Annotated in this window: 21 protein-coding genes and 3 pseudogenes; 15 read left to right on the plus strand and 9 right to left on the minus strand. The window is 59.1% G+C overall.

The window, feature by feature from the left end:
- Positions 1 to 381: 381 nt before the first annotated feature.
- Together rhtA and C6382_RS16115 are read left to right on the plus strand one after the other, a co-directional pair.
- On the plus strand, positions 382 to 1,269 hold the full coding sequence (gene rhtA, locus C6382_RS16110) for a threonine/homoserine exporter RhtA (RefSeq protein WP_107025397.1): 888 nt from the start codon (positions 382 to 384) through the stop codon (positions 1,267 to 1,269).
- A 182-nt stretch (positions 1,270 to 1,451) separates the two neighbouring features.
- On the plus strand, positions 1,452 to 1,733 hold the full coding sequence (locus C6382_RS16115) for a hypothetical protein (RefSeq protein WP_107025398.1): 282 nt from the start codon (positions 1,452 to 1,454) through the stop codon (positions 1,731 to 1,733).
- Between the two features lie 64 nt (positions 1,734 to 1,797).
- On the opposite strand, the gene C6382_RS16120 is transcribed toward C6382_RS16115, so the two are convergent.
- Both C6382_RS16120 and C6382_RS24380 read right to left on the minus strand, forming a co-directional pair.
- A complete protein-coding gene (locus tag C6382_RS16120) occupies positions 1,798 to 3,606 on the minus strand; it encodes an aminopeptidase P family protein (RefSeq protein WP_107025399.1) in 1,809 nt (602 codons plus the stop codon).
- Between the two features lie 56 nt (positions 3,607 to 3,662).
- Positions 3,663 to 3,863, minus strand: a pseudogene (locus C6382_RS24380) (IscS subfamily cysteine desulfurase); the annotation flags it as partial.
- On the opposite strand from C6382_RS24380, the pseudogene C6382_RS16130 reads away from it, so the two are divergent.
- Positions 3,844 to 3,978 (plus strand): annotated as a pseudogene (locus tag C6382_RS16130) (DUF3182 family protein); the annotation flags it as partial. The pseudogenes C6382_RS24380 and C6382_RS16130 overlap by 20 nt on opposite strands.
- Positions 3,957 to 4,172: pseudogene (locus tag C6382_RS16135) on the plus strand (alpha/beta hydrolase); the annotation flags it as partial. The pseudogenes C6382_RS16130 and C6382_RS16135, both read left to right, overlap by 22 nt.
- Here C6382_RS16135 and C6382_RS16140 read toward each other — a convergent pair.
- Positions 4,148 to 4,531, minus strand: coding sequence for an antibiotic biosynthesis monooxygenase (locus C6382_RS16140; protein ID WP_107025512.1), 384 nt, complete (start codon positions 4,529 to 4,531; stop codon positions 4,148 to 4,150). The pseudogene C6382_RS16135 and the gene C6382_RS16140 sit on opposite strands and share 25 nt — an antisense overlap.
- 88 nt (positions 4,532 to 4,619) lie before the next feature.
- On the opposite strand from C6382_RS16140, the gene soxR reads away from it, so the two are divergent.
- A complete protein-coding gene (gene soxR, locus C6382_RS16145) occupies positions 4,620 to 5,090 on the plus strand; it encodes a redox-sensitive transcriptional activator SoxR (protein WP_107025400.1) in 471 nt (156 codons plus the stop codon).
- Between the two features lie 33 nt (positions 5,091 to 5,123).
- Here soxR and C6382_RS16150 read toward each other — a convergent pair whose 3' ends face one another.
- The gene (locus C6382_RS16150; protein WP_107025401.1) at positions 5,124 to 6,101 is read right to left on the minus strand and encodes a GlxA family transcriptional regulator; all 978 of its coding nucleotides are present in this window, start codon (positions 6,099 to 6,101) and stop codon (positions 5,124 to 5,126) included.
- Positions 6,102 to 6,207: 106 nt separating this feature from the next.
- On the opposite strand from C6382_RS16150, the gene C6382_RS16155 reads away from it, so the two are divergent.
- Positions 6,208 to 6,777 carry a cysteine hydrolase family protein gene (locus C6382_RS16155; protein ID WP_107025402.1) on the plus strand — a complete coding sequence of 190 codons (570 nt, stop codon included), beginning with the start codon at positions 6,208 to 6,210 and terminating at the stop codon, positions 6,775 to 6,777.
- Here the strand turns inward: C6382_RS16155 and C6382_RS16160 are convergent.
- Positions 6,774 to 7,337: a helix-turn-helix domain-containing protein gene (locus C6382_RS16160; protein ID WP_107025403.1), complete on the minus strand. Its 564-nt coding sequence runs from the start codon at positions 7,335 to 7,337 to the stop codon at positions 6,774 to 6,776. The genes C6382_RS16155 and C6382_RS16160 overlap by 4 nt on opposite strands.
- 83 nt (positions 7,338 to 7,420) lie before the next feature.
- Between C6382_RS16160 and C6382_RS16165 the strand changes: the two genes are divergently transcribed.
- The 7 genes from C6382_RS16165 to C6382_RS16195 all read left to right on the plus strand — a co-directional run bounded on the left by C6382_RS16165 (position 7,421) and on the right by C6382_RS16195 (position 14,577).
- On the plus strand, positions 7,421 to 8,368 hold the full coding sequence (locus C6382_RS16165; RefSeq protein ID WP_107025404.1) for a DMT family transporter: 948 nt from the start codon (positions 7,421 to 7,423) through the stop codon (positions 8,366 to 8,368).
- A 148-nt stretch (positions 8,369 to 8,516) separates the two neighbouring features.
- Positions 8,517 to 11,432, plus strand: coding sequence for a monovalent cation/H+ antiporter subunit A (locus C6382_RS16170; protein ID WP_107025405.1), 2,916 nt, complete (start codon positions 8,517 to 8,519; stop codon positions 11,430 to 11,432).
- Positions 11,432 to 11,776 (plus strand): Na+/H+ antiporter subunit C, encoded by a 345-nt coding sequence (locus tag C6382_RS16175; RefSeq protein ID WP_010224297.1) that lies wholly within the window; start codon positions 11,432 to 11,434, stop codon positions 11,774 to 11,776. Before C6382_RS16170 ends, C6382_RS16175 begins: the two co-directional genes overlap by 1 nt.
- Positions 11,773 to 13,455, plus strand: a complete 1,683-nt coding sequence (locus C6382_RS16180) for a monovalent cation/H+ antiporter subunit D (protein ID WP_107025406.1) — start codon at positions 11,773 to 11,775, stop codon at positions 13,453 to 13,455. Before C6382_RS16175 ends, C6382_RS16180 begins: the two co-directional genes overlap by 4 nt.
- A complete protein-coding gene (locus tag C6382_RS16185) occupies positions 13,452 to 13,940 on the plus strand; it encodes a Na+/H+ antiporter subunit E (RefSeq protein ID WP_107025407.1) in 489 nt (162 codons plus the stop codon). Before C6382_RS16180 ends, C6382_RS16185 begins: the two co-directional genes overlap by 4 nt.
- On the plus strand, positions 13,937 to 14,215 hold the full coding sequence (locus C6382_RS16190) for a K+/H+ antiporter subunit F (RefSeq protein ID WP_038612978.1): 279 nt from the start codon (positions 13,937 to 13,939) through the stop codon (positions 14,213 to 14,215). Before C6382_RS16185 ends, C6382_RS16190 begins: the two co-directional genes overlap by 4 nt.
- The gene (locus C6382_RS16195; RefSeq protein ID WP_107025408.1) at positions 14,212 to 14,577 is read left to right on the plus strand and encodes a Na+/H+ antiporter subunit G; all 366 of its coding nucleotides are present in this window, start codon (positions 14,212 to 14,214) and stop codon (positions 14,575 to 14,577) included. Before C6382_RS16190 ends, C6382_RS16195 begins: the two co-directional genes overlap by 4 nt.
- Before the next feature lie 3 nt (positions 14,578 to 14,580).
- Here the strand turns inward: C6382_RS16195 and C6382_RS16200 are convergent, their stop codons facing one another.
- Together C6382_RS16200 and C6382_RS16205 are read right to left on the minus strand one after the other, a co-directional pair.
- The gene (locus C6382_RS16200) at positions 14,581 to 14,790 is read right to left on the minus strand and encodes a hypothetical protein (protein ID WP_107025409.1); all 210 of its coding nucleotides are present in this window, start codon (positions 14,788 to 14,790) and stop codon (positions 14,581 to 14,583) included.
- Complete coding sequence (locus tag C6382_RS16205; RefSeq protein WP_107025410.1) at positions 14,787 to 15,257, minus strand: hypothetical protein; 471 nt, start codon at positions 15,255 to 15,257, stop codon at positions 14,787 to 14,789. Before C6382_RS16205 ends, C6382_RS16200 begins: the two co-directional genes overlap by 4 nt.
- Before the next feature lie 315 nt (positions 15,258 to 15,572).
- On the opposite strand from C6382_RS16205, the gene C6382_RS16210 reads away from it, so the two are divergent.
- Positions 15,573 to 15,785 (plus strand): hypothetical protein, encoded by a 213-nt coding sequence (locus C6382_RS16210; RefSeq protein ID WP_107025411.1) that lies wholly within the window; start codon positions 15,573 to 15,575, stop codon positions 15,783 to 15,785.
- 8 nt (positions 15,786 to 15,793) lie between these two features.
- Here the strand turns inward: C6382_RS16210 and C6382_RS16215 are convergent, their stop codons facing one another.
- Both C6382_RS16215 and C6382_RS16220 read right to left on the minus strand, forming a co-directional pair.
- Entirely contained in the window at positions 15,794 to 16,009 is a 216-nt protein-coding gene (locus tag C6382_RS16215) for a hypothetical protein (RefSeq protein ID WP_107025412.1), read from the minus strand.
- Between the two features lie 169 nt (positions 16,010 to 16,178).
- Positions 16,179 to 16,583, minus strand: coding sequence for a TraR/DksA C4-type zinc finger protein (locus C6382_RS16220; protein ID WP_038612989.1), 405 nt, complete (start codon positions 16,581 to 16,583; stop codon positions 16,179 to 16,181).
- A gap of 334 nt (positions 16,584 to 16,917) precedes the next feature.
- Here C6382_RS16220 and C6382_RS16225 point away from each other — a divergent pair, with 334 nt between their 5' ends.
- Positions 16,918 to 21,459 carry a DUF6543 domain-containing protein gene (locus C6382_RS16225; protein WP_107025413.1) on the plus strand — a complete coding sequence of 1,514 codons (4,542 nt, stop codon included), beginning with the start codon at positions 16,918 to 16,920 and terminating at the stop codon, positions 21,457 to 21,459.
- Positions 21,460 to 21,472 lie beyond the last annotated feature (13 nt).

Genomic DNA, 21,472 nt, shown 5'->3' on the forward strand with positions numbered 1-21,472 from the left:
TTTATTTTGAAGTCTTTCAGAATTTCTCTTTCAACTTCAAGCGCTTAACTCGCTGCGATCTCTCGTCAGCGGGAGGCGAATTCTACAGCGTTTCAATCCGCTGTCAACCACCTTTTTCACCGCTGCCAATCTTTCGATCGAAGCCCTTCCGACACCACCTGAAACATCTAACTCGTTGAATTTCAAGGAGTTTTCCGTTCCGAGTACGCCGGAAGTGGAGCGAATTATAGAGTGTTTTAATCGAGCGTCAAGCTTTAATTTGGGAAAACCTATATAAAAGAAAATTGCGCACTATATTGCTCATTATTCACGCTTTGCGCATCATAAGCCTAAGACATCGACCTTGTGCGCCCAACCTATATAAAGGAACACTCATCCACAATGAACGCCCAACCCCGCAGCCTGGCCGCCACGCTGTTCCCCATCGGCCTGCTGCTAATCGCCATGGCTTCGATTCAATCCGGCGCGTCATTGGCCAAGAGCATGTTCCCCGTCGTTGGCGCGCAAGGCACCACTACCCTGCGGCTGATCTTCGCCAGCGTCATCATGCTGTTACTACTGCGCCCCTGGCGTGCACGCCTTAGCGCCAGCACCCTGCGCACAGTCATCATTTACGGCATGGCACTGGGCGGCATGAACCTCCTCTTCTATATGTCCTTGCGCACAGTGCCACTGGGGATTGCCGTAGCTCTGGAGTTCACCGGCCCCCTCGCCGTGGCCCTGTATGCCTCCCGGCGTGCGGTGGACTTCCTCTGGATCGGCCTGGCTGTAGTGGGGTTATTGTTGCTGATCCCCATTGGCCAAACCGGCGGCGGAATCGACCCGATCGGCGCTGGCTATGCACTGGGCGCCGGCGTATGTTGGGCCCTGTACATCCTTTATGGTCAAAAGGCAGGTGCCGAGAACGGCATTCAGACTGCGGCGCTAGGCGTAATGATTGCCGCCCTGTTTGTAGCGCCCGTCGGCATCGCCCATGCGGGCAGCGCCTTGCTCAATCCGGCACTACTGCCGATCGCTCTTGGCGTCGCGATACTCTCAACCGCCCTCCCCTACAGCCTGGAGATGGTCGCCCTGACGCGTATGCCCGCCAGGACCTTTGGCACGCTGATGAGCATCGAACCTGCTTTTGGCGCACTCTGCGGATTACTGTTTCTCGGGGAAGTCCTGAGCGCGTCGCAATGGCTGGCCATCGGAGCGATCATTACTGCGTCAGTGGGGGCAACGCTGTCGATGCGCAAGGAGTGCCCCGCGTTGGTTGCCGCCGATTGATTTGAGAAGCATTTACATTTAAATCAGAGCTGGTCATTGTGTCGCGCATCTACGATCTTTAAGCTGTCATGGAACGTCAACCTTGATGTTATCTAATTGACAAGACAAGGACGCAGGAAGTATCAGGAAGTAGCTGCAGACACAGACCCGGGCGACAGATCCGGCACGTATTAAGGACGGGAATGAAACGATTTTTGCTCATCCTGGCCATGTTGGCCATTGCTGGGTGCGCGGCGACTGCGAAAACTGAAGTCAAGCGCGGCAAGAAAGGCCTGCATATCAGCTGCTCAGGCCTCTCGTCATCCTGGGACAAGTGCTATAGCAAAGCAACCACAGCCTGCGGCGAAAAAGGCTACAAGGTAATCGCCCGCTCTGGCGACGACGATACAGAGCCCGGTGATTACCCCTTCGGTCTCAATCCGGCCGGCTATACCAGCCGCAGCATGATCGTGATTTGCAAATAAAGAACCTACAGCACAAAGGGCAGCCAATCGGCTGCCCTTTGTGCTTACGCCGATACCCCGAAGATCAGAGTGCTTCGGTGCGCACCATTAACCATTGCAGCGCCGCCCCATCGAGCAGTGGCGCAAGACGCTCTCGCACCTGTTGATGGTAGCCATTGAGCCAACTGCGCTCCTGTTCGCTCAGCTGCTCCGACAGCAGGCAGCGAGTGTCAATCGGGCACAGCGTCAGGGTTTCGAACTCAAGGAAGTCCCCAAACTCACTGCGCCCCACCTCACGGTTGTAAACCAGGTTTTCGATTCGCACCCCCCACTGCCCTGAACGGTAGGTGCCTGGTTCGATTGAGGTAATCATTCCGGCCTGCATTGCTGTCTGCGGTGCCGTTGCGGCCTGGTAGGCAATGACCTGTGGCCCCTCATGCACATTCATGAAGTAACCTACACCGTGCCCGGTACCATGACCATAATCGACCTGATCAGCCCAGATCGGCGCCCGGGCGATAGCATCGAGCAACGGTGAAAGAATACCTCGCGGGAACCGCGCACGTGACAGTGCAATCACGCCCTTGAGCACCCGGGTGCAATCCTGTTTCTGCGCCACAGTGGGCGTCCCCACTGGCACCATACGCGTGATGTCCGTGGTGCCGCCCAGATATTGACCACCTGAGTCAATCAGCAGCAGGCCATCGCCTTCGATGCGCGAGTGGGACGCTTCGGTTGCTCGATAATGCGGCATCGCACCATTGGCCTTGAAAGCAGCAATGGTCGAGAAGCTCAACGAGACAAAACCCGGACGACGCGCACGGGCGGCACTGAGCTGCTCATCGATGGTCAGCTCGGTAACCGGCTCACGTCCCAACGCGGCTTCGAACCAGGCAAAGAACTCACATAATGCTGCACCATCCTGCTCCATGGCATTGCGGATATGGGCCAGGTCCTGCGTACTTTTCTGCGATTTGGCCAGGGTCGTGGGGTTGAGACCTTCGACCAATCGCACTTCAGTCGACAAACTGTCAATCAATCCCTGGGTAACCCGCGCTGGATCGATCAGCAGGCTATCGCCGGCCGGAATCCCCGCCAATGCCGCATGGATAGCCACATAATCGCGCACTTCAATGCCATCGGTTTCAAGCACTTGGTAAAGCGATGCCTCCAGCTTGCCGGGCGCAACAAAGAGGATCGCCTGGTCCTGGCTAACCAGTGCGAAGGATACAAATACCGGATTGTAGGGAACGTCGCTGCCACGCAAGTTGAACAGCCAAGCGACATCGTCAAGGGTAGCAATGAAGTGCCAATCGGCGCCTCGCTCGCGTAGCGCCTGGCGCAACCGGGCAAGTTTTTCGGTACGACTCACCGTCGCTTCGGGCGGCAGGTGCTGGTACACCGGATTGTTTGGCAACTCCGGACGATCATCCCAAACCTGGGTGAGCAAGTCGCTTTTTGTGAGCAGATGTGCGTTACGGCCAGAGAGGCGCTCCGCCAGTTGGCGCGCCGAAGCCAATGCCATGACCGCACCATCAACCGCCACTGCACCACCCTCGGGTACGTGTTCGGCCAACCAGTCCAGCGGACCCGGCTTGCCTGGCTGCAATTTCATCAACTGGATGCTGCTACCGGCCAGCTCTTTCTCGGCTTGTTCCCAATATCGGCTATCAGCCCACAGGCCTGCGAATGCTGGCGTAACGATCAACGTGCCTACCGACCCCTGGAAGCCGGACAACCATTGCCTGCCTTGCCAATACTCCGGCAGGTACTCGGAAAGATGCGGGTCAGCCGACGGCACCAGCAGGGCGTCGACCCCTTCCCGATTCATCACCAGGCGAATCGCTGCCAGGCGTGCGTTCACCGCTCCCTGCGTTGAAGACTGAGTATTCATGCTGACTCCTGCTACCACGGCATCCGTTGTTATAGCCGCAGATAATGGAGCAGGCTTCAGCCCCCGGCAACCGCCCAGAAAGGTTGCGAGTGTAACGAGGCTTTGATTGCCGCCGCAGCCTGATCGACATCCTGCTCCCGGGTATAGCGGCCAAGGCTCAAGCGTATGGTCTGGCGCGCAAACTGCGGTTTGAGCCCCAATGCCAGCAACCCATGTAAGGGCTTATTGCTCGACAAGTTGCAGGTTGGACTCGAAGAACCTCTGCGTCTGGCCATCATCCAGGCCAGAACCTATGAGCAAGCGGCGCTACGAAACTTCCCCGGATTTATCGCCTCACGCCGCAACTATGACGTCGCCCGCTCGGACCCGCCGATAATCGTGCCCTAGGGGCATGCGCCGAATTCGCCGGTGACGTGCTGCTGGTCGAATCCGAGCACGATGATCATGCGCTGTCCAGTGACCGCAGCCAGAAAGCCTACAGCTCGATCCTCGGCGCCTGGGTCAGCGAGATGGTCATTGGTGCCGGCCTGGACCACTACCCTTACCACTCGCCCTGGTATTCCTGAGCTGCCGGCAGTTGGCAATGCAGCCCCTCCGTCGCGCTACGTGACAAGCTGCTCAAGGTCTGAAAGGCGGCGAAGTTCACACCTTTGGCCTGATGCTGCTGAATCAGCTGCAGGAAGGGTTCCTGTGCAAAGCTGCTGGCCGCCGCCTCCCAGGCACTGCGCGACTGCCATTGCAGGTACTGCAGTACACGGCAGCCATCAACACTGGCCTGAATGCTCGCGCCAAGCAAACCCGAATGGCGTAGAACCAGCGCTTCACTTCGTTCGTTCAGCGCCTGGGCCAAAGCGTGCTGACGCTCTGGCATCACCTCGAATTCGATCATCTGGATAAAGCACAAGCTGCGCTCTGAAACCATCATCGGCATTTTCTCCCTGCCATTGAACTTGCGATGCGACGGCAGGCAGGGTAAAACCTCCAGTTAACTCAAGGTCAAGAGATTTATCAGCATGCCGCAACCTTGCACCGCCGAGAAAATAATGACTGTCGGCCAGTTGGCAGCCCGCAGCGGGGTTGCGGTCACCGCCCTGCACTTCTACGAAAGCAAAGGGCTGATCCACAGCACCCGCAGCAGTGGCAACCAACGGCGCTACCCGCGCGAAACCCTGCGCCGGGTAGCGGTGATCAAGATGGCGCAGCGCCTGGGCATCCCTCTGGCGACCATTCACGCCGCACTACAGACGCTCCCCGTGGGGCGTGCGCCCAGCGTCACGGACTGGCAACGGTTGTCCGAGCAATGGCGCCATGACCTGACCCAGCGCATCGACAAGTTGCTGGTGCTGCGTGACCAGCTCGATGGCTGCATCGGCTGCGGCTGCATGTCGCTGCAGAGTTGTCCGTTGCGCAATTGTGATGATCAGTTGAGTGAGCACGGACCGGGTCCACAGTTATTGGCGCCCGGGCCGGAAGCGGCCGGTTAGGCCAAGCACAGAGCCAGCCCCTGCAAGCCAGGATCAACCGATACTCTCTGTCACCCGACGCCGATAGTCGCTGGGCGCAAGCCCGGTGACCTTGTGGAAGACCTTACGAAAGGCACCCGGATCTTGATATCCCACGCCCCAGGCGATCTGGTCGATACTGCGGTTGGTGAACTCGAGCATCCGACAAGCACGGCCAACCCGCACCTGCTGGCAATACTCGGTGGGTTTGAGACCAGTGGCACTGCGAAAGCGACGCAGGAAGGTACGCGACTCCAAGCCTGCGCAATCAGCCATGACCTTCAAGTTCACATCCCGCGCACCGCTGCTTTGTAACCAGTGCTGGACCTTGAGCACCGCTTCGTCACCATGATTCAGGCGCGGAGTGAAAACACTGCCGGGTGCGTTGCCACTGACGCGCTCTACCGCAAGAAAACGCGCAGTCTCGGCAGCCAGGGTCTCGCCCAGGTAACGCTCAATAAGCGTCAGCCCCAAGTCAGTCCAGGCCATCAACCCGGCGGAGGTAATGATGTCGCCGTCATCGAGCAGCGGCACGTTGGCCTCGACTTTTACCGCCGGGAAGCGCTCAGCCAGGGATTGGGCGAAGTTCCAGTGGGTAGTGGCTGGCCGGCCATCGAGCAGGCCGCTGGCGGCGATGAAAAACACTCCGACACACACCGACACCAGCAAAGCGCCATCGCGATGCCACTGGCGCAGATCCTGGCGATAACGCTCGAGCAGCTCAGCGGACGGTGCCTGGGTCAGGCTCGGAGGAATAATCATTACCTGCAGCCGATGGTGACCACCTGGATGGCTATCGAACGCCACTGTCAGCTGCCGGTCCGCACTTTCACTCCAATGACTGACACGCAGCTCCGGGCGCTCCAGCGCACCCAGCTCAAGACGCAGGCGATTGGCGATAGTGAGCAGGTCGGTTAATCCATGCACTGCTGCGGCCTGCGCGCCGGGGTAAAGCAGCAGACCGATTTCCAGCGTGTCGCAGCCTTTGGTCATTGTCAGTTTTTCCCGCCAATTTGTCGTTCGCGCCAATCCGCAAGCGTAGCGCTCAAGCCTATAACTATCACCAGACCACAACCACTCACCGATAGAGGCTTTTGAAATGAGCAAGCACGCCCTGATCATCATCGACATTCAGAACGACTACTTCCCAGGCGGCAAATGGACCCTGGATGGCGCCGATCACGCTGCCGACAATGCCGCCAGGATTCTTGCCGCAACCCGGGCCAAAGGTGACCTGGTGGTACATGTGCGCCATGAGTTCGAATCTGCTGACGCGCCCTTTTTCACCCCGGGGTCAGAAGGTGCGCAGATCCACCCCAAGGTTGCGGCGCTGGCCAAGGAACCCGTCGTACTCAAGCATAAAGTCAATTCGTTCCTGAACACAGAGCTCAAGGCGCTGCTGGACGAGCACAACATCGAAGCAGTGACGGTGATCGGCAGCATGAGCCATATGTGCATCGACGGTTTCACCCGTGCCGCCGCCGACTTCGGCTATGCCGTCACAGTGATCCATGATGCCTGCGCCACTCGCGACCTGGAATTCAATGGTGTGACAGTGCCTGCCGCTCAAGTGCATGCTGCCTACATGGCTTCGCTGGCATTCGCCTATGCCCAGGTGATTGCCACTGAGGAGTATCTGGCCGACAATCACCGCAGCGCGGCCAACTAGATCACTACGTTACGCACAAACCGTGCAGGTACCTCGCCATCGTTGCGATAGGCATGAATGCAATTGCTGGCATAACTGAAAAAATCGCCGACCCGGAGCAAGTGCTGCTGATCACCGATGACCAAGGTCAGGCAACCCTCAGCTACATACAGTTGCTCGCTCCAGCCATCGGCGTCAGCTTCGCATTGATACACCTCACCCGGCTCCAGTCGCCACTCCCACAACTCCACCTCGCGGCTGGCGGCCGAGCTGGCCAACAACACCGCGCGACTACCGGGATGGACCCCGGCCCAGGCCAGTTCGTTGATGCGGCTCGGGTCGCGGTTGTCAGGGGCCTGAATCAAATCGGTAAAGGCTGCTCCCAGCGCTTCGGCAAGGCGATCCAGGGTGGTCAGGCTGACATTCTTCTCCCCAGCTTCAATGGCAACCAGCATGCGTCGGCTGACCCCGGATTTTTCCGCCAGAGCACTCTGACTGAGTTCAGCCGCGTGGCGCAGCCGCCGAATATTCTGGCTGACATGTTGTAGCACGGAGGCGCGCTGGCTGGAGTTTTTGTGCACTATATTGCTCACCAATAGTATTTGCGCAGTATACTGCCCACTTCGCCGCAATTGTGCGTCGCCCTTCTTCCGTGTGCAAGGCCATGACTTCCATTAACCATGCAGATCGCCCTTCCGTTACGTTCCGACTGAGCAAGGCCGAACTGGTCCTAGTGTTTATCACCATACTCTGGGGCGGCACCTTCTTGTTGGTGCATAACGTGATGACCGTCAGCGGGCCGATGTTCTTTGTCGGCCTGCGTTTTGCCGCCGCCACCCTGTTCGTCGGCCTGGTCTCGGCCCGTGCATTGTCGGGACTGACCGCCACTGAATTCAAAGCCGGCGTATTGATCGGAGCCTCGATCATGCTCGGTTATGGCTTGCAAACTTATGGACTGCAGACCATCAGCAGCAGCCAGTCGGCCTTTATCACCGCCTTGTACGTGCCCTTTGTGCCTTTGCTGCAATGGCTGGTACTGGGCCGACGTCCAGGCCTGATGCCAAGCCTGGGGATTGGCCTGGCCTTTGTCGGCCTGATGTTGCTGGCTGGCCCGGAAGGCGGCTCGCTGCAGTTCAGTACCGGCGAGATCGTCACGCTGGTCAGTGCCGTTGCGATCGCCGCGGAAATCATCCTGATCAGCCGCTATGCCGGCAAGGTCGATGTACGCCGGGTCACCGTGGTGCAGCTGGCAACGGCCTCGGTGCTGTCGTTCTTGATGGTGCTGCCTACCCAGGAGCCACTGCCGGGCTTTTCCTGGCTGCTCCTGCTCAGCGCCCTGGGTCTTGGCGCCATGAGCGCGGTCATTCAGGTGGCCATGAATTGGGCGCAGAAATCGGTTTCCCCAACCCGGGCAACGCTGATCTATGCAGGCGAGCCAGTCTGGGCCGGTATCGTTGGGCGCATTGCAGGCGAGCGTTTACCGGGCATCGCGCTGTTTGGCGGGTTGCTGATCGTCATTGCCGTGATAGTCAGCGAATTGAAAATCAAACGCCGGGAACAGCCGCCCAACGTATTTGAAGCGCCTGAACAAGGACGAGAAGCGGGGCTCTAGGGGCCAGAACCGGCCTATCCTTTGAAAAAAACTGTTATAAAAAAACATTTGATACAGCGCCTTTGTAGAATTCTGCCACAGCTTCTGTGTTGGTGATCGACGGTACGCCACGTATGATCCCCTACAAACTCCTGCAGATAAGAAATCTATGTCCTTGATAGTGCTACTGCTTCTGCCGTTCATCGGCAGTTGCCTGGCGGCTGTCTTGCCGCACAACGCCCGCAACAGCGAGTCGTTGCTTGCCGGGCTCGTTGCCTTGGTCGGTACCGTCCAGGTAGCCCTGCTGTACCCGCAAGTCGCTCACGGTGGTGTGATCCGCGAAGAATTTCTCTGGCTGCCGAGCCTGGGCCTGAACCTGGTCCTGCGCATGGACGGCTTTGCCTGGCTGTTCTCCCTGCTGGTGCTGGGTATCGGTACTCTGGTGTCGCTGTATGCGCGCTACTACATGTCGCCCCAGGACCCGGTGCCACGGTTTTTTGCCTTTTTCCTGGCGTTCATGGGTGCAATGCTCGGCCTGGTGATTTCCGGCAACCTAATCCAGATCGTGTTCTTCTGGGAACTGACCAGCGTGTTCTCGTTCCTGCTGATCGGCTACTGGCACCACCGCGCCGATGCCCGCCGCGGTGCCTACATGGCCCTGATGGTCACCGGTGCTGGCGGCTTGTGCCTGCTGGCGGGGGTGTTGCTGCTCGGCCATGTGGTCGGCAGCTATGACCTGGACAAGGTCCTCGCTGCCGGCGAGCTGATTCGCAATCATGCCCTGTACCCTGTTCTGCTCCCCCTGATTCTCCTCGGCGCCTTGAGCAAAAGCGCGCAATTTCCTTTCCACTTCTGGCTGCCACATGCAATGGCTGCGCCTACACCGGTTTCGGCGTATCTGCATTCGGCGACCATGGTCAAAGCCGGGGTGTTCCTCCTTGCACGCCTGTGGCCGGTCCTCTCCGGCAGCGAAGAATGGTTCTGGATCGTTGGCGGTGCCGGGGCCTGCACCCTGTTGCTGGGCGCCTTCGCGGCCATGTTCCAGAACGATCTCAAAGGCCTGCTGGCCTATTCGACCATCAGTCACCTAGGGCTTATCACCCTGCTTCTGGGCCTGAACAGCCCGCTGGCGGCAGTGGCGGCGGTGTTCCATATCCTCAACCATGCCACCTTCAAGGCCTCGCTGTTCATGGCTGCCGGCATCATCGACCATGAGAGCGGCACCCGCGATATCCGTCGCCTCAGCAGCCTGTTCCGGCTGATACCCTTTACCGCGACTCTGGCCATGGTGGCCAGCGCCTCCATGGCCGGGGTACCGTTGATGAACGGCTTTCTGTCCAAGGAAATGTTCTTCGCCGAAACCGTGTTCATCAATTCCAGCACCTGGATCGAAGCCGCCCTGCCGGTAATCGCCACCCTCGCCGGTACGTTCAGCGTGGCCTACGCCTTGCGCTTTACCGTCGATGTATTCTTTGGCCCGCCGGCCACTGACCTGCCCCATACTCCGCACGAGCCGCCACGCTGGATGCGCGCGCCGGTCGAGTTGCTGGTGCTGACCTGCCTGGTGGTCGGCATGTTTCCAGCCCAGTCGGTCGGGCCGCTGCTGGCTGCCGCCGCGCTGCCGGTAGTGGGCGGTACACTGCCTGAATACAGCCTGGCGATCTGGCACGGCTGGAATGCGCCGCTGGTCATGAGCCTGATCGCCATGAGCGGCGGTATCGTGCTCTACCTGCTACTGCGCAATCAGCTCAAGCTTGGCCGCTTTCCTTATCCGCCATTGATCGAAAGGTTCAATGGCAAGCGTCTGTTCGAACACAGCCAGGTGCAACTGATGCGCATGGCCCGCCGCTTCGAGCGCACCATGACCACCCGGCGCTTGCAGAAGCAGCTGTTCATGCTGGTGCTGGTAGCGTTCCTGGCAGGCCTGCTGCCCATGCTGCAAAGCGGCCTGAGCTGGGGTGACCGGCCGAAAATCCCGGGTTCCGGGATTTTCGTCACACTCTGGTTAATTGCCATTGCCTGTGCCTTGGGCGCCGCCTGGCAAGCCAAGTACCATCGTCTGGCAGCCCTGACCATGGTCAGCATCTGTGGCCTGATGACCTGTATTACCTTCGTCTGGTTCTCGGCACCCGACCTGGCCCTGACCCAACTGGCGGTTGAAGTGGTCACCACGGTACTGATCCTGCTCGGCTTGCGCTGGCTGCCACGGCGTATCGAGGGCGTTTCGCCCTTGCCTGGTAGCCAGGAGCAGGCACGCCTGCGGCGCCTTCGCGACCTGATTCTTGCAGTGCTGGTGGGTGGCGGTATGGCGCTGCTGTCCTACGCGATGCTGACGCGCCCGACCCCCAACGACATTTCCTCGTTCTACCTGAGCCGGGCTTTGCCCGAGGGCGGCGGCAGCAATGTGGTCAACGTCATGCTCGTGGACTTCCGCGGCTTCGACACCCTGGGTGAAGTGACCGTGCTGGTGGCCGTGGCGCTGGCGGTGTTTGCCCTGCTGCGGCGCTTCCGTCCACCCCGCGAGAGCATGCAACTGCCGGCCCAGCAACGCCTGCTGGCACCTGATGTGGTCACCGACCTGGTCAACCCGCGCCATGCTGCCGACACGGCACTGGGCTTCATGATGGTTCCGGCAGTATTGGTGCGCCTGCTGCTGCCGATCGCGCTGGTGGTGTCGATGTACCTGTTCATGCGCGGACACAACCAGCCCGGCGGCGGCTTTGTCGCGGGGCTGGTGATGTCGGTGGCCTTCATCCTCCAATACATGGTCGCTGGCACCCAATGGGTGGAAGCGCAAATGAGCTTGCGTCCCCTGCGCTGGATGGGCACCGGCCTGCTCTGCGCCACCCTCACTGGCGGCGGTGCCATACTGCTCGGCTATCCCTTCCTGACCACGCACACCGCTCACCTGCATCTGCCGCTGCTGGGTGATATCCATGTCGCCAGTGCATTGTTCTTCGATATCGGCATCTTCACCGTGGTGGTCGGTTCGACCCTGTTGATCCTCACTGCCCTGGCTCACCAGTCGGTGCGCGGACACCGTCCTGCCAGCCAGTCCAAAGCCCCCCAGACAGGAGCCGCCTGATGGAAGAAGTCATTGCAATCGCCATTGGAGTACTCGCTGCCTCCGGAGTCTGGCTGATCCTGCGTCCGCGAACCTTCCAGGTAGTGATGGGCCTGTGCCTGCTGTCCTATGGCGTCAACCTGTTCATCTTCAGCATGGGTAGCCTGTTCATCGGCAAGGAGCCAATCATCAAGGATGGCGTGCCCCAGGACCTGCTCAACTATACCGATCCCCTTCCGCAGGCCCTGGTACTCACCGCCATCGTTATCAGCTTTGCCATGACCGCACTGTTTCTGGTGGTACTGCTGGCATCGCGCGGGCTGACCGGCACCGACCACGTGGATGGCCGGGAGCCCAACGAATGAGCTTCATGAACCAACTGATTGTCGCGCCGATCCTGCTGCCACTGCTCACTGCGGCACTGATGTTGCTGCTGGGCGAAAAACGCAGGCCCCTCAAGGCCCGCCTTAACCTGTTCTCCAGCCTCCTGGGGTTGGCAATCTCGATTACCTTGCTGTTGTGGGTCCAGGCTCAGGGTCAAGCCAGCTCGATTGGTGTCTATCTGCCGGGTAACTGGCCAGCACCGTTTGGCATCGCACTGGTTGTTGACCGACTTTCGGCATTGATGCTGGTGCTTACCGGGATCGTCGGCGTCAGCGCGCTGATTTTCGCCATGGCTCGTTGGGACGGCGCTGGGGCCAGCTTCCATGCATTGTTCCAGATTCAGCTGATGGGCCTCTACGGGGCATTCCTGACCGCCGACCTGTTCAACCTGTTCGTATTCTTCGAGGTCCTGCTGGCGGCGTCTTACGGTTTGCTTCTGCACGGTTCCGGGCGGGCAAGGGTCAAGGCCGGCCTGCATTACATCGCCATCAACCTGTTCGCCTCGTCGCTATTCCTGGTCGGTGCCGCGATGCTCTATGGCGTCACCGGCACCCTGAACATGGCCGACCTGGCCCTGAAAATCCCGTTGGTACCAGAAGCTGATCGTGGCCTGCTGCATGCAGGTGCCGCCATCCTGGCTACGGCGTTCCTGGCCAAGGCCGGTATCTGGCCGCTGAACTTCTGGCTGGTGCCGGCCTACTCCGCCGCCAGTGCGCCTGTGGCGGCGCTGTTCGCAATCATGACCAAGGTTGGCTTCTATACCGTGCTACGCCTGTGGACGTTGCTGTTTTCCGGCCAGGCCGGGGCCTCATCGTTCTTTGGTGGAGATTGGCTGGTCTATGGCGGCCTGGCAACGCTGGGCTGCGCAGCCGTGTCGATCCTTGCCGCCCAGCGCCTGGAGCGAATGGCGAGCATAAGCATCCTGGCTTCGGCGGGCACGCTCATGGCTGCCATCGGCTTCGGTCAGGCCGCATTGACGGCCGGGGCGTTGTTCTACCTGGTCAGCTCGACCCTGGCGCTGTGCGCCCTGTTCCTGCTGGCCGAGCTGATCGAGCGTTCGCGCTCGGCCAACGAGCTGCCACTGGATGACGACGATTGCCACCCCTCCCCGCTCGAATCATTGCATCCACCCAAAGGCATCAACCTCGATGACGAACAGAAGGCTGTGATCGGCCAAGCGATCCCCTGGACCATGGCCTTTCTCGGCTTGAGCTTTATTGCTTGTGCACTGCTGATCATCGGCATGCCGCCACTCTCGGGCTTTATCGGCAAAATCAGCCTGATTGCCGCGCTGTTCAACCCCCAGGGTTTGGGAATCCCTCCCGAGCAACCGCTCTCGATCCAAGGCTGGGCCCTGGTTGCACTGCTGGTGCTCTCCGGCCTGGCCTCGATGATTGCCCTGACCCGCGTCGGCATCCAGCGCTTCTGGACGCCGCAGGAGCGCCCCTCGCCGGCGCTGCGGCGCTACGAATGCATTCCAATCGTCGTCTTGCTTGGGCTGTGTATTGCCTTGAGCGTACGCGCCGAACCGCTACTGCGTTATGCCCAGGACACCGCTGCAAGCCTTCAGGACCCTGAGCAATATGTCAGCGCGGTGCTCGCTACCCGGCCAATTCCCGGCCCCACCAGCCAGGCTGCCAGCGCACAGGTGCAGCCATGAAGCGCCTGTTCCCCGCTCCGCTGCTGTCCTTGTCCCTGTGCCTGTTGTGGTTGCTACTGAACCTCTCGATAAGCCCAGGCAACCTGTTGCTTGCTGTTCTGCTGGGCGTGTTTGCGCCACTGCTGATGGCACCGTTGCGGCCCGTGTCAGCACACATCCGCCACCCCTGGACGGTCCTGCGCCTGATTATGCGGGTCGGCGTTGACGTGCTGGTCTCCAACCTGCAGGTGGCTCGTGGGGTCTGGGCTGCCAAGCGCCGTGCGCCGCGCTCTCGCTTCGTGCATATCCCTCTGGACTTGCGCGATGCCCATGGTCTGGCGGCGCTATCGATGATCACCACGGTGATCCCGGGCACCATCTGGTCGGAGCTGGCACTGGACCGCAGCATCCTGCTGCTGCATGTATTCGACCTGGACGATGAAGCGCAATTCATTGAACACTTCAAACAGACCTATGAACGTCCGCTGATGGAGATCTTCGAATGACTGGCCTGCTTGCCAACGCCATTCTCGCCAGCCTGTTCATCTTTGCCCTGGCCATGGCCCTGACCCTATTCCGGCTGTTTCGCGGCCCTTCGGCCCAGGACCGGGTCCTGGCGCTGGATTACCTGTACATCCTGGCGATGCTGATGATGCTGGTGCTGGGTATTCGATATGCCAGCGACACCTACTTCGAGGGGGCACTGTTGATTGCCTTGTTCGGCTTTGTCGGCTCGTTTGCCCTGGCCAAGTTCCTGTTGCGTGGCGAGGTGATCGAATGAACAACCTGAACGAACTGCCCTTCTGGGTCGAGTTGCTGGTTGCCGCACTGCTGTTGCTGAGCAGCCTGTTCGCTCTGAGCGGGGCGCTGGGCCTGGTCCGCCTGAAAGAATTCTTTCAGCGCATGCACCCGCCGGCCCTGGCCTCGACCCTGGGGACCTGGTGCGTCGCACTGGCCTCGATCCTGTATTTCTCGGCGCTCAAGCAAGGGCCGGTGCTGCATGCCTGGCTGATCCCGATTCTGATGGCAATCACTGTGCCTGTGACCACCCTGCTGCTGGCACGCGCCGCACTGTTTCGCAAGCGCATGGCCGGTGATGACGTGCCGGAGGAAGTCAGCAGCGGGCGCGATCGTGGTCACTAGCACCTACTGGGTCAGTGCCTGCAGTTCGCGGCGGACCATGGCCGCATACTCAGGCGGGCTCAACTGATACAACTGGCTGGCCACCCAATCGAACCAGCGCCCCTGCAGGTACTCGCGTTGCACAAGCCATTGCTCGGCTTGCTCACGGGCCTGAGCTTGATGCCGCGCATGAAAATCGGCACGTCCCTTTATCGTCTCAGCCGGCTTGCTCACTCGCTGGCCTTGAACGTGGTCAGCTCGCCCTTCTGCCATTTGGCCACCTTGCGGGTGGCTGCCTTGAGGATCTTACTGAGGCCTTCCTGTAGCTGCTCGTGAGTGGCAAAAATCATCACCACGCCCTGGCCTTCACGCAGGACGATACCCTCGCCTTCAGGCACAGAGACAAAGGCATAGTCGCCCAAACCATAGACGGTAAGTTTGATTTCACGAAAACGAACTTCCAGCTTGCCACCTTCGCGACTGGGCAATACCGCAGCGCGGAAATGATCACCGACCTTGAGCTCCAATCGCTGTTTGTCATCGACAACCAGCGCGGTTTCAGTGTCGATTTCGGCCATGTACAGACCTTCGGCGTTTTGTTCGGTGACATAAACAAAACGCGATTGAAACTGTTTGACCAGTTTGGCCCGAAGATCGCCCAGCACAAACAAGGCGTGTGTATCCAGATTACTGACTGCCAATGAAGAATTCCTCAAACCGATTACACGACGTCCCCACAGGAACAGCATGGCCCCGTGAAGGCAACGTCACTTCAATGTCGAAGTCTGAAAGACTAATGGGTAAAAGCACGAAGCGTCTGTGCGGCCGGGTGCTGCAGCCTGAAGGAATCGTCATCCTTGCAAGCCAGCTACGGCCTCACGACAGGCATTCGGCAGATTTCCGTCAACGGAAACGTACTTTCTGACATCAAAACTGCCAGGAAAATGCGATAGATACATCCAGGCCCCTCGGCAGAACGGGCCCCCGGATCAATCTACACATCACAGGGAAGGAATATGCACGAAAATACCGAAATCCGTCGAGAGGCAAGCAACATTTCTTGCCTTAATACTACAAACCCAGGTTCAAGCGCGCATGGCACGCGCTACATCGTGGTGCCTGCCGGGATCAACTTCTTTCACATCACCGAGCACACTACTGGACAGGTCAAGGGTTTCCGCTGCCGGCACATCGATGCCTGCGAACTGGCGCGAACACTGGAGCGTTGAGCCCGCCTTCAAACAGCCTGGCGTATTGCTCCAGGCTGTTGCCTACCGCGTAATTGCTCCAGCCATGCAATCTGGCACTCCTCAGCCTCATCACGGCTGGCGAACGCAGTGCCACGCCGCTCGCCATTGACCAACACTACCCAGCAAACACGCTTGCCAACCGCTTGCAAGGACGCAGGAACGCCACTGCCAATCATCACGGCGACATCGACTCGGCTATCCATCATTCCCTCCGGAATTTAATTAGCAACCTAACGATATCGCCATCATACGCCCGCTTCTGCAGCGGAAAAAGCTATAGCCGGTATAGCTGTGTTGCACCACAAGCAACAAACAGGCGAAAAACACCAAGGCCCCGGGGATCGCTCCACGGGGCCTTGGAAAGACTGCCGATCAGGCCTGACGCTGGTGCTTGTCGATCTGCTCGTGACGCTCCTGAGCTTCGATGCAGTACTTGGTGGTCGGACTGATCAACAGGCGCTTGAGGCCAATTGGCTCACCGCTGTCGTCGCACCAACCAAAGCTGTCGTCCCTGATTCGCTCCAGGGCCATCTCCAGTTGTGGCAACAGGCGCTGGTCGCGGTCGATAGCGTTGACCAACCAGGTACGCTCTTCTTCAACAGAGGCGGCATCTGCCGGATCTGCGGGAGTGTCCAGACTCTCGATAGCTATGCGGCTCTGTTCGATGCGCTCCTGGGTCTCGATTTTCATCGACTGCAGCAACTTGGTGAAGAACGCATGTTGCTCGGCGTTCATGTAGTCATCGGCCGGCATGGCCAGCAACTTTTCCTTGGTCATCGATTTCTCTATGAAAATAACGTGCATTTAAGCGATTGGATTGCCATCACCGACAGTTCGCCGACGGCGGAATTCTTCAAGCACCCTACGGCACTCTATTTACGAGGGGCGGGAGTCTAAGGCGCCACGTCGTACTGGGCAACAAAAATGACAGCGCGACAGTCCGAAACGGGCTGGAATCCGCTAATCGGCCCCGTAGAAGTGCCTGCACGCTTTCCTGTGCGTGGCTGCTTACCCGCCCCTGCAGCATCGCGTAGGTGTTATCCCGCTACAACCCAGATGACCGACACGCTCGGTTGAATGAGCACTTCACCCATTGTGGAGCCGCTCCCCCATGAGTCTGCAAGAACGCCTCGCCCTCAACACCGACCTCAATTGCGCCGTTGCCCATCATTTCAGTCTGCGCCCAACCCTGTTCGAGGTGTGCGCCCGCCTCCTCGAAGAACAATGGTCGACGCGCAAGATCAGTCATCATGACCCGCGCCTGCTCTACCTGGTCAGCCTCGATAGCACACCAGAAAGGACCTACGTGCGCCCGTTGCAGCAAGCCCTGGCCGAGCGCTTTTGCCGCCATGCCACGCTCAACCTCACCACCGCAGAGGACTTCCTCAGCCTCAAAGAAGACGCTGACCCACACAGCGCCATAGACATCGACTTGCATGCTATTGAACAATTGATCAATGAATCCGGCCCTTTCCTGCTGGAGTATTACCAACACGCCCTGGTAGCCTTCTGGGGCGAAGCAGACCGATCAGGGCTGACACCTTGGCAATGGTACACGGACTATCTCAGACAAAACTTCAAGTCCGCCATCGACACCGGCTTCGATGCCGGCACGCTGAGCCAGACCGCTGCGGCCATGGCCAGACTGATTTACAGCTACCCCACCCCCCAGGAACGTAGCGCCTGGCCCAATGCCAGCAAACTTGATCTGCAACAGCTCGAGCTGGACACCTCAGCCAGTGCCTACCTGGATGCCGATCTGGCCAGCGCACTGCTTCTCGAACATCCAGACAGTTCGCCGCAGCGTTCGGTCACGCTGATCTACACAACATCCGGGCAACTGGTACCGATAGCCTCACGTCAGGCGCTATTTGATGGGCTTGGTCGACTGTGGCCAGACAGGAGCGCCGTACGGCCGAAACTGCACCTGACGCACACACCAAGCAACAATTTCGAGACCCAAGCACAGGGTGTGCTGAATCAACAACTGCGGACGATTAGGGTGTTGGCGCAGCAGTATCAATCCGAGTACAGCGCCGCGCTGATGAGTCTTGAGCTGGACCGCCTGAGTTCGATGATTGATTTGTGCAGCGCCGCAGAACAGAAGGCCCGTAAACAACTTTTCGAGCACCTGCCGGACTGGCTGCGTAATGCCAAGGGGGCACTCATGCGCCGCTATGGCGCGATGCTCCTTGATGCAGCACAGAGCTACGACGACGCTGCGGGACAATTCTGGCTTGACGGAATCGACGACGCCGAAACGTTCAGTTACCAGAAACTGGAGCGGCAAATCGAAATCGACCACCCAGGCAACAATCTGGCCGTTCGCGACATGGTGGTCATCAACCATCAGGTCGAAGCAGCGGCCATACCCGGCCAGGATTCACTGATCGTCGATGGCACAGTCCATCCTGTACGCTTCTCACTGGCTCGACTCGCCATCGGCAACCTAAGCCTGCTCCAACCCGGACGGGTTGAACTGGTATCGGCTTCGGGTCAGGCCTTGCCAACCTGGATGGACGAAAACTACCTGCGTCAACTGATCAGCAAGCTGGACATCGGCACGTCTTATCCGCAGATGCTCACGCACAATATGCTCGACGATTCAGACCAGCGACAATTGCGCCAGCGGCTGTTCGACGCCCAGTTGCGCACCCAGATTCCTGCATTCGCCCTTGAGCTGCACCTGCGTGACAAGAGCTTGAGCGATGCCGCTGCAAGCGGCATCAGCCAGGCGTTCCAAACGTTGCCAAGCCCCACGCCGGATGCCTGGGTGATACGGCCGATGGGCTTGATCAGAGAGCCTGGCGCAACGTCGGACCTGCTGCACAATGCCTGGCTGATCGAAGCCGAAGACCCGGCCACAAGCCCTTGCGTGCTTTATCGTCCGATGCATGCGCAGCCCTTGTTGGAGTTTTCAGATCGTTTGGCGTTGTTCGTCGCTATCAGTAGCCCGGGCGAACTGCAAGACGACCTGCTCCAGCGCCTGCCCGAACAGTCTCGCCGGATCTACGCCCACGGTGGGTTCCTGGAGCCTCATCTGTACCGGTCCGTCGAGGACGATTTCACCGTACCGTTTGGTACCCCGGCACCGGCCAGGCTTTCGCTCGAAGCCCGACTCCCTGACATCGGTGCAAGCCTCTACCAGGCCTGTGTTGAAGAGACTATCCAGCACTTCAAGGCACAATCAGCCAGCACCGCAGCAACACGCTGGAAGCGTTGGCAAGCACTGGGCTGGCTACTGTTCAACACCCTTCTGCCACTGACGGGTAGCGTCCTGGCCAAGGCCGCCTGGCTCGTGCAAATGAGCGTTGCCCTGGCCGCCTACGTCAATGCCGATACCCAGAACGACCCGACCGGCAAGCGAATTGCGCTGATCAACTTGTTGGTCAATGTCGCTGTGTTGCTGTTTTCTCAATCCTATCAAGGCTTGAGCCTGGACACACCGGTCGTGGAGCTATTGCCAGACATTCCTTCCGCTCCATCGTCAACCCCACTGATACCCGTCCAAGCCAGTGAGACGCCACTGGATTTCAGTTGGGCTCGCCCTGATCACACACTCAAAACCATGCAACGCGTGGCCTTGGAAAAGCTGCAGGCCAACGTTGCCCTGTCGCAATTGCACAGCCCGATACCAAGCGGTCCGCTGCGCGGACTGTTCCTGTACAACGATCAGCTCTGGGCGAGGCTGGACAATCAGATCTACCGGGTCGAGATGGACCCCATGCGTGAACAACCCCGTATTGTTGGAGGCGATGACGCAGACGCACCTGGCCCTTGGTTGACCAGGGATGAGGCCGGTCGCTGGCAGTTTGATCTGGCGCTGCGGCTTCGCGCGGGCATGCCGCTGCGCAAGCAACTGGCACACGCAGCACAACAAGCGGCGCAAGCAAACAGCGCATTGAAAGCCAAATTGGTGGTCAGTCTCAAGCAGTTGAAGGATGGGAAAGCTGAACGTGATCTGGCATTGGACCTGGCTGCGCGTATTACCGAGACAAACCATCTACGCCAGGTACTGACCAAGACCCAGGGTTACGCCCAGTTCTTCACTGAGCTCCTGCGTATGCTGGAAGAAAGTAACGAGATCACTCCATTCCCGGACTACAAGATCGTGAGGCCAACGGCGCTTTACGAATTGATACGCTGCGAACAGAGCAGCTATGGCTCACTGAAAAAGCTCTTTCTACCACTACGCGCGCAGATGCTGGAGCTGTCCGGCCAACAGGTCGCATCTGAAGCGCTTTCCGGCGCGGACAATGGCAGCGCCAGGGAACGCCTGGACACCATGGGGTCAATGCTCGAACAACTGATCACCGCTACGCAGTCGATGACGCAGGCACGAAAACAGTTGAATCGTCTGGCCAGTCGGCAACAAGAACAAATTACCAAGCTCAATGACTGGGTTCAGGCAAATCAGGAAAGTACCTCGGAGCATCTGATGTGGCGTTTCCTGCGGGTGGAAAACAACTTCAACCGTCTGAGCCTGCTGTACTCGCTGGACGACCCGGCAACCTACTGGCTGGATCGTGCCTGGAAAAACCTCAATCTGGGTATTGCACAGCAGCTGCGCCTGGCTGACCTTGAACAACCGGCTATAGAGCTGAGTGTTCGCCTGCTGCGCAGCATTGAGGATCAGTTCAGTGCCACACTGCGACAACTGGACAATCTGAAATCGCTACTCCAAGAGCCCACCATGCAACCGGTACTGACCCAACTGCACAGCCACGTGCAACAGATGGCCGATAGCGTGCACCAGGATCTTGCCGAGTTTCCCGACTACCCCCCCACCAGCACGGTCAAGCAATTACGTAGCCAGGTCCCCGGGCTGATCGAGACCACGGGGCACGGCCTGCTGTTGGCGGAACCCAGGGCTGGCGATGACACACTGGTTGACATTCCAGGCCCGGACAACAAGACCCCGTCACGCACCTTTCGACATACGCAGGAAGACTGGGTCGAAGTGCCTAGCAGCCCCCGGCCCGCCCCTGCGCAGAGCACTTCACCTTCACTGAAGCGCTTGCTCAAGCGCGGCCGTATACGGTTAGCAAACGCCCACGCAGTACTGCTAAGCCTTCAAAAAGCAGACTCTGCGAGCTATCTGCCGGTCGAAATTGAAGAACTGCTTGAGCATCAGCAATCGCAACTGGAAGCTGAACGTGGAGCCATCGAGCAACGCTTGACCATCGCCAACCAGACCGATGAGGCGGTGAGCACCGAGGATGCCGCGCTGACCATAAAGTCGCTCGATGAGTTGACCCAGACCCTGAAAACCCAAGCACTGAAGCTGCGAACTCAGGCCGCCTTAGTACAGAAACCGAGAATGGCAGAAGTGCAGTATCTGATCGATCATGGTCAGGTCCAGGTTCGTGCTGCAGGTCCGCGAACACAACTGGCCAAGGTCAAGGGACGCGCGGACGACTTTCTCGATGAGTACGAGATCCGTCACCAGAATGAGGGACTGTGGTATGCCCATTTCCACTATCCAGCCATGGACACACCACGCGAAAGCTTCATCGTTGGGCACCTGAAAACCGCCGCCCAACGACATGCCGCCGGCACGAGCATGACTGATGCCCGCACCGGCAAGCTCGTCGATATCTACCGTGCGCCTATCACTTTGGCTTCGGCCGAAAGGTATTTCTTCAACCTGTAACAACACAGGAGGC

This window comes from Pseudomonas sp. BBP2017 (assembly GCF_003024385.1).
In the GTDB taxonomy this organism is placed as follows: Bacteria; Pseudomonadota; Gammaproteobacteria; order Pseudomonadales; family Pseudomonadaceae; genus Aquipseudomonas.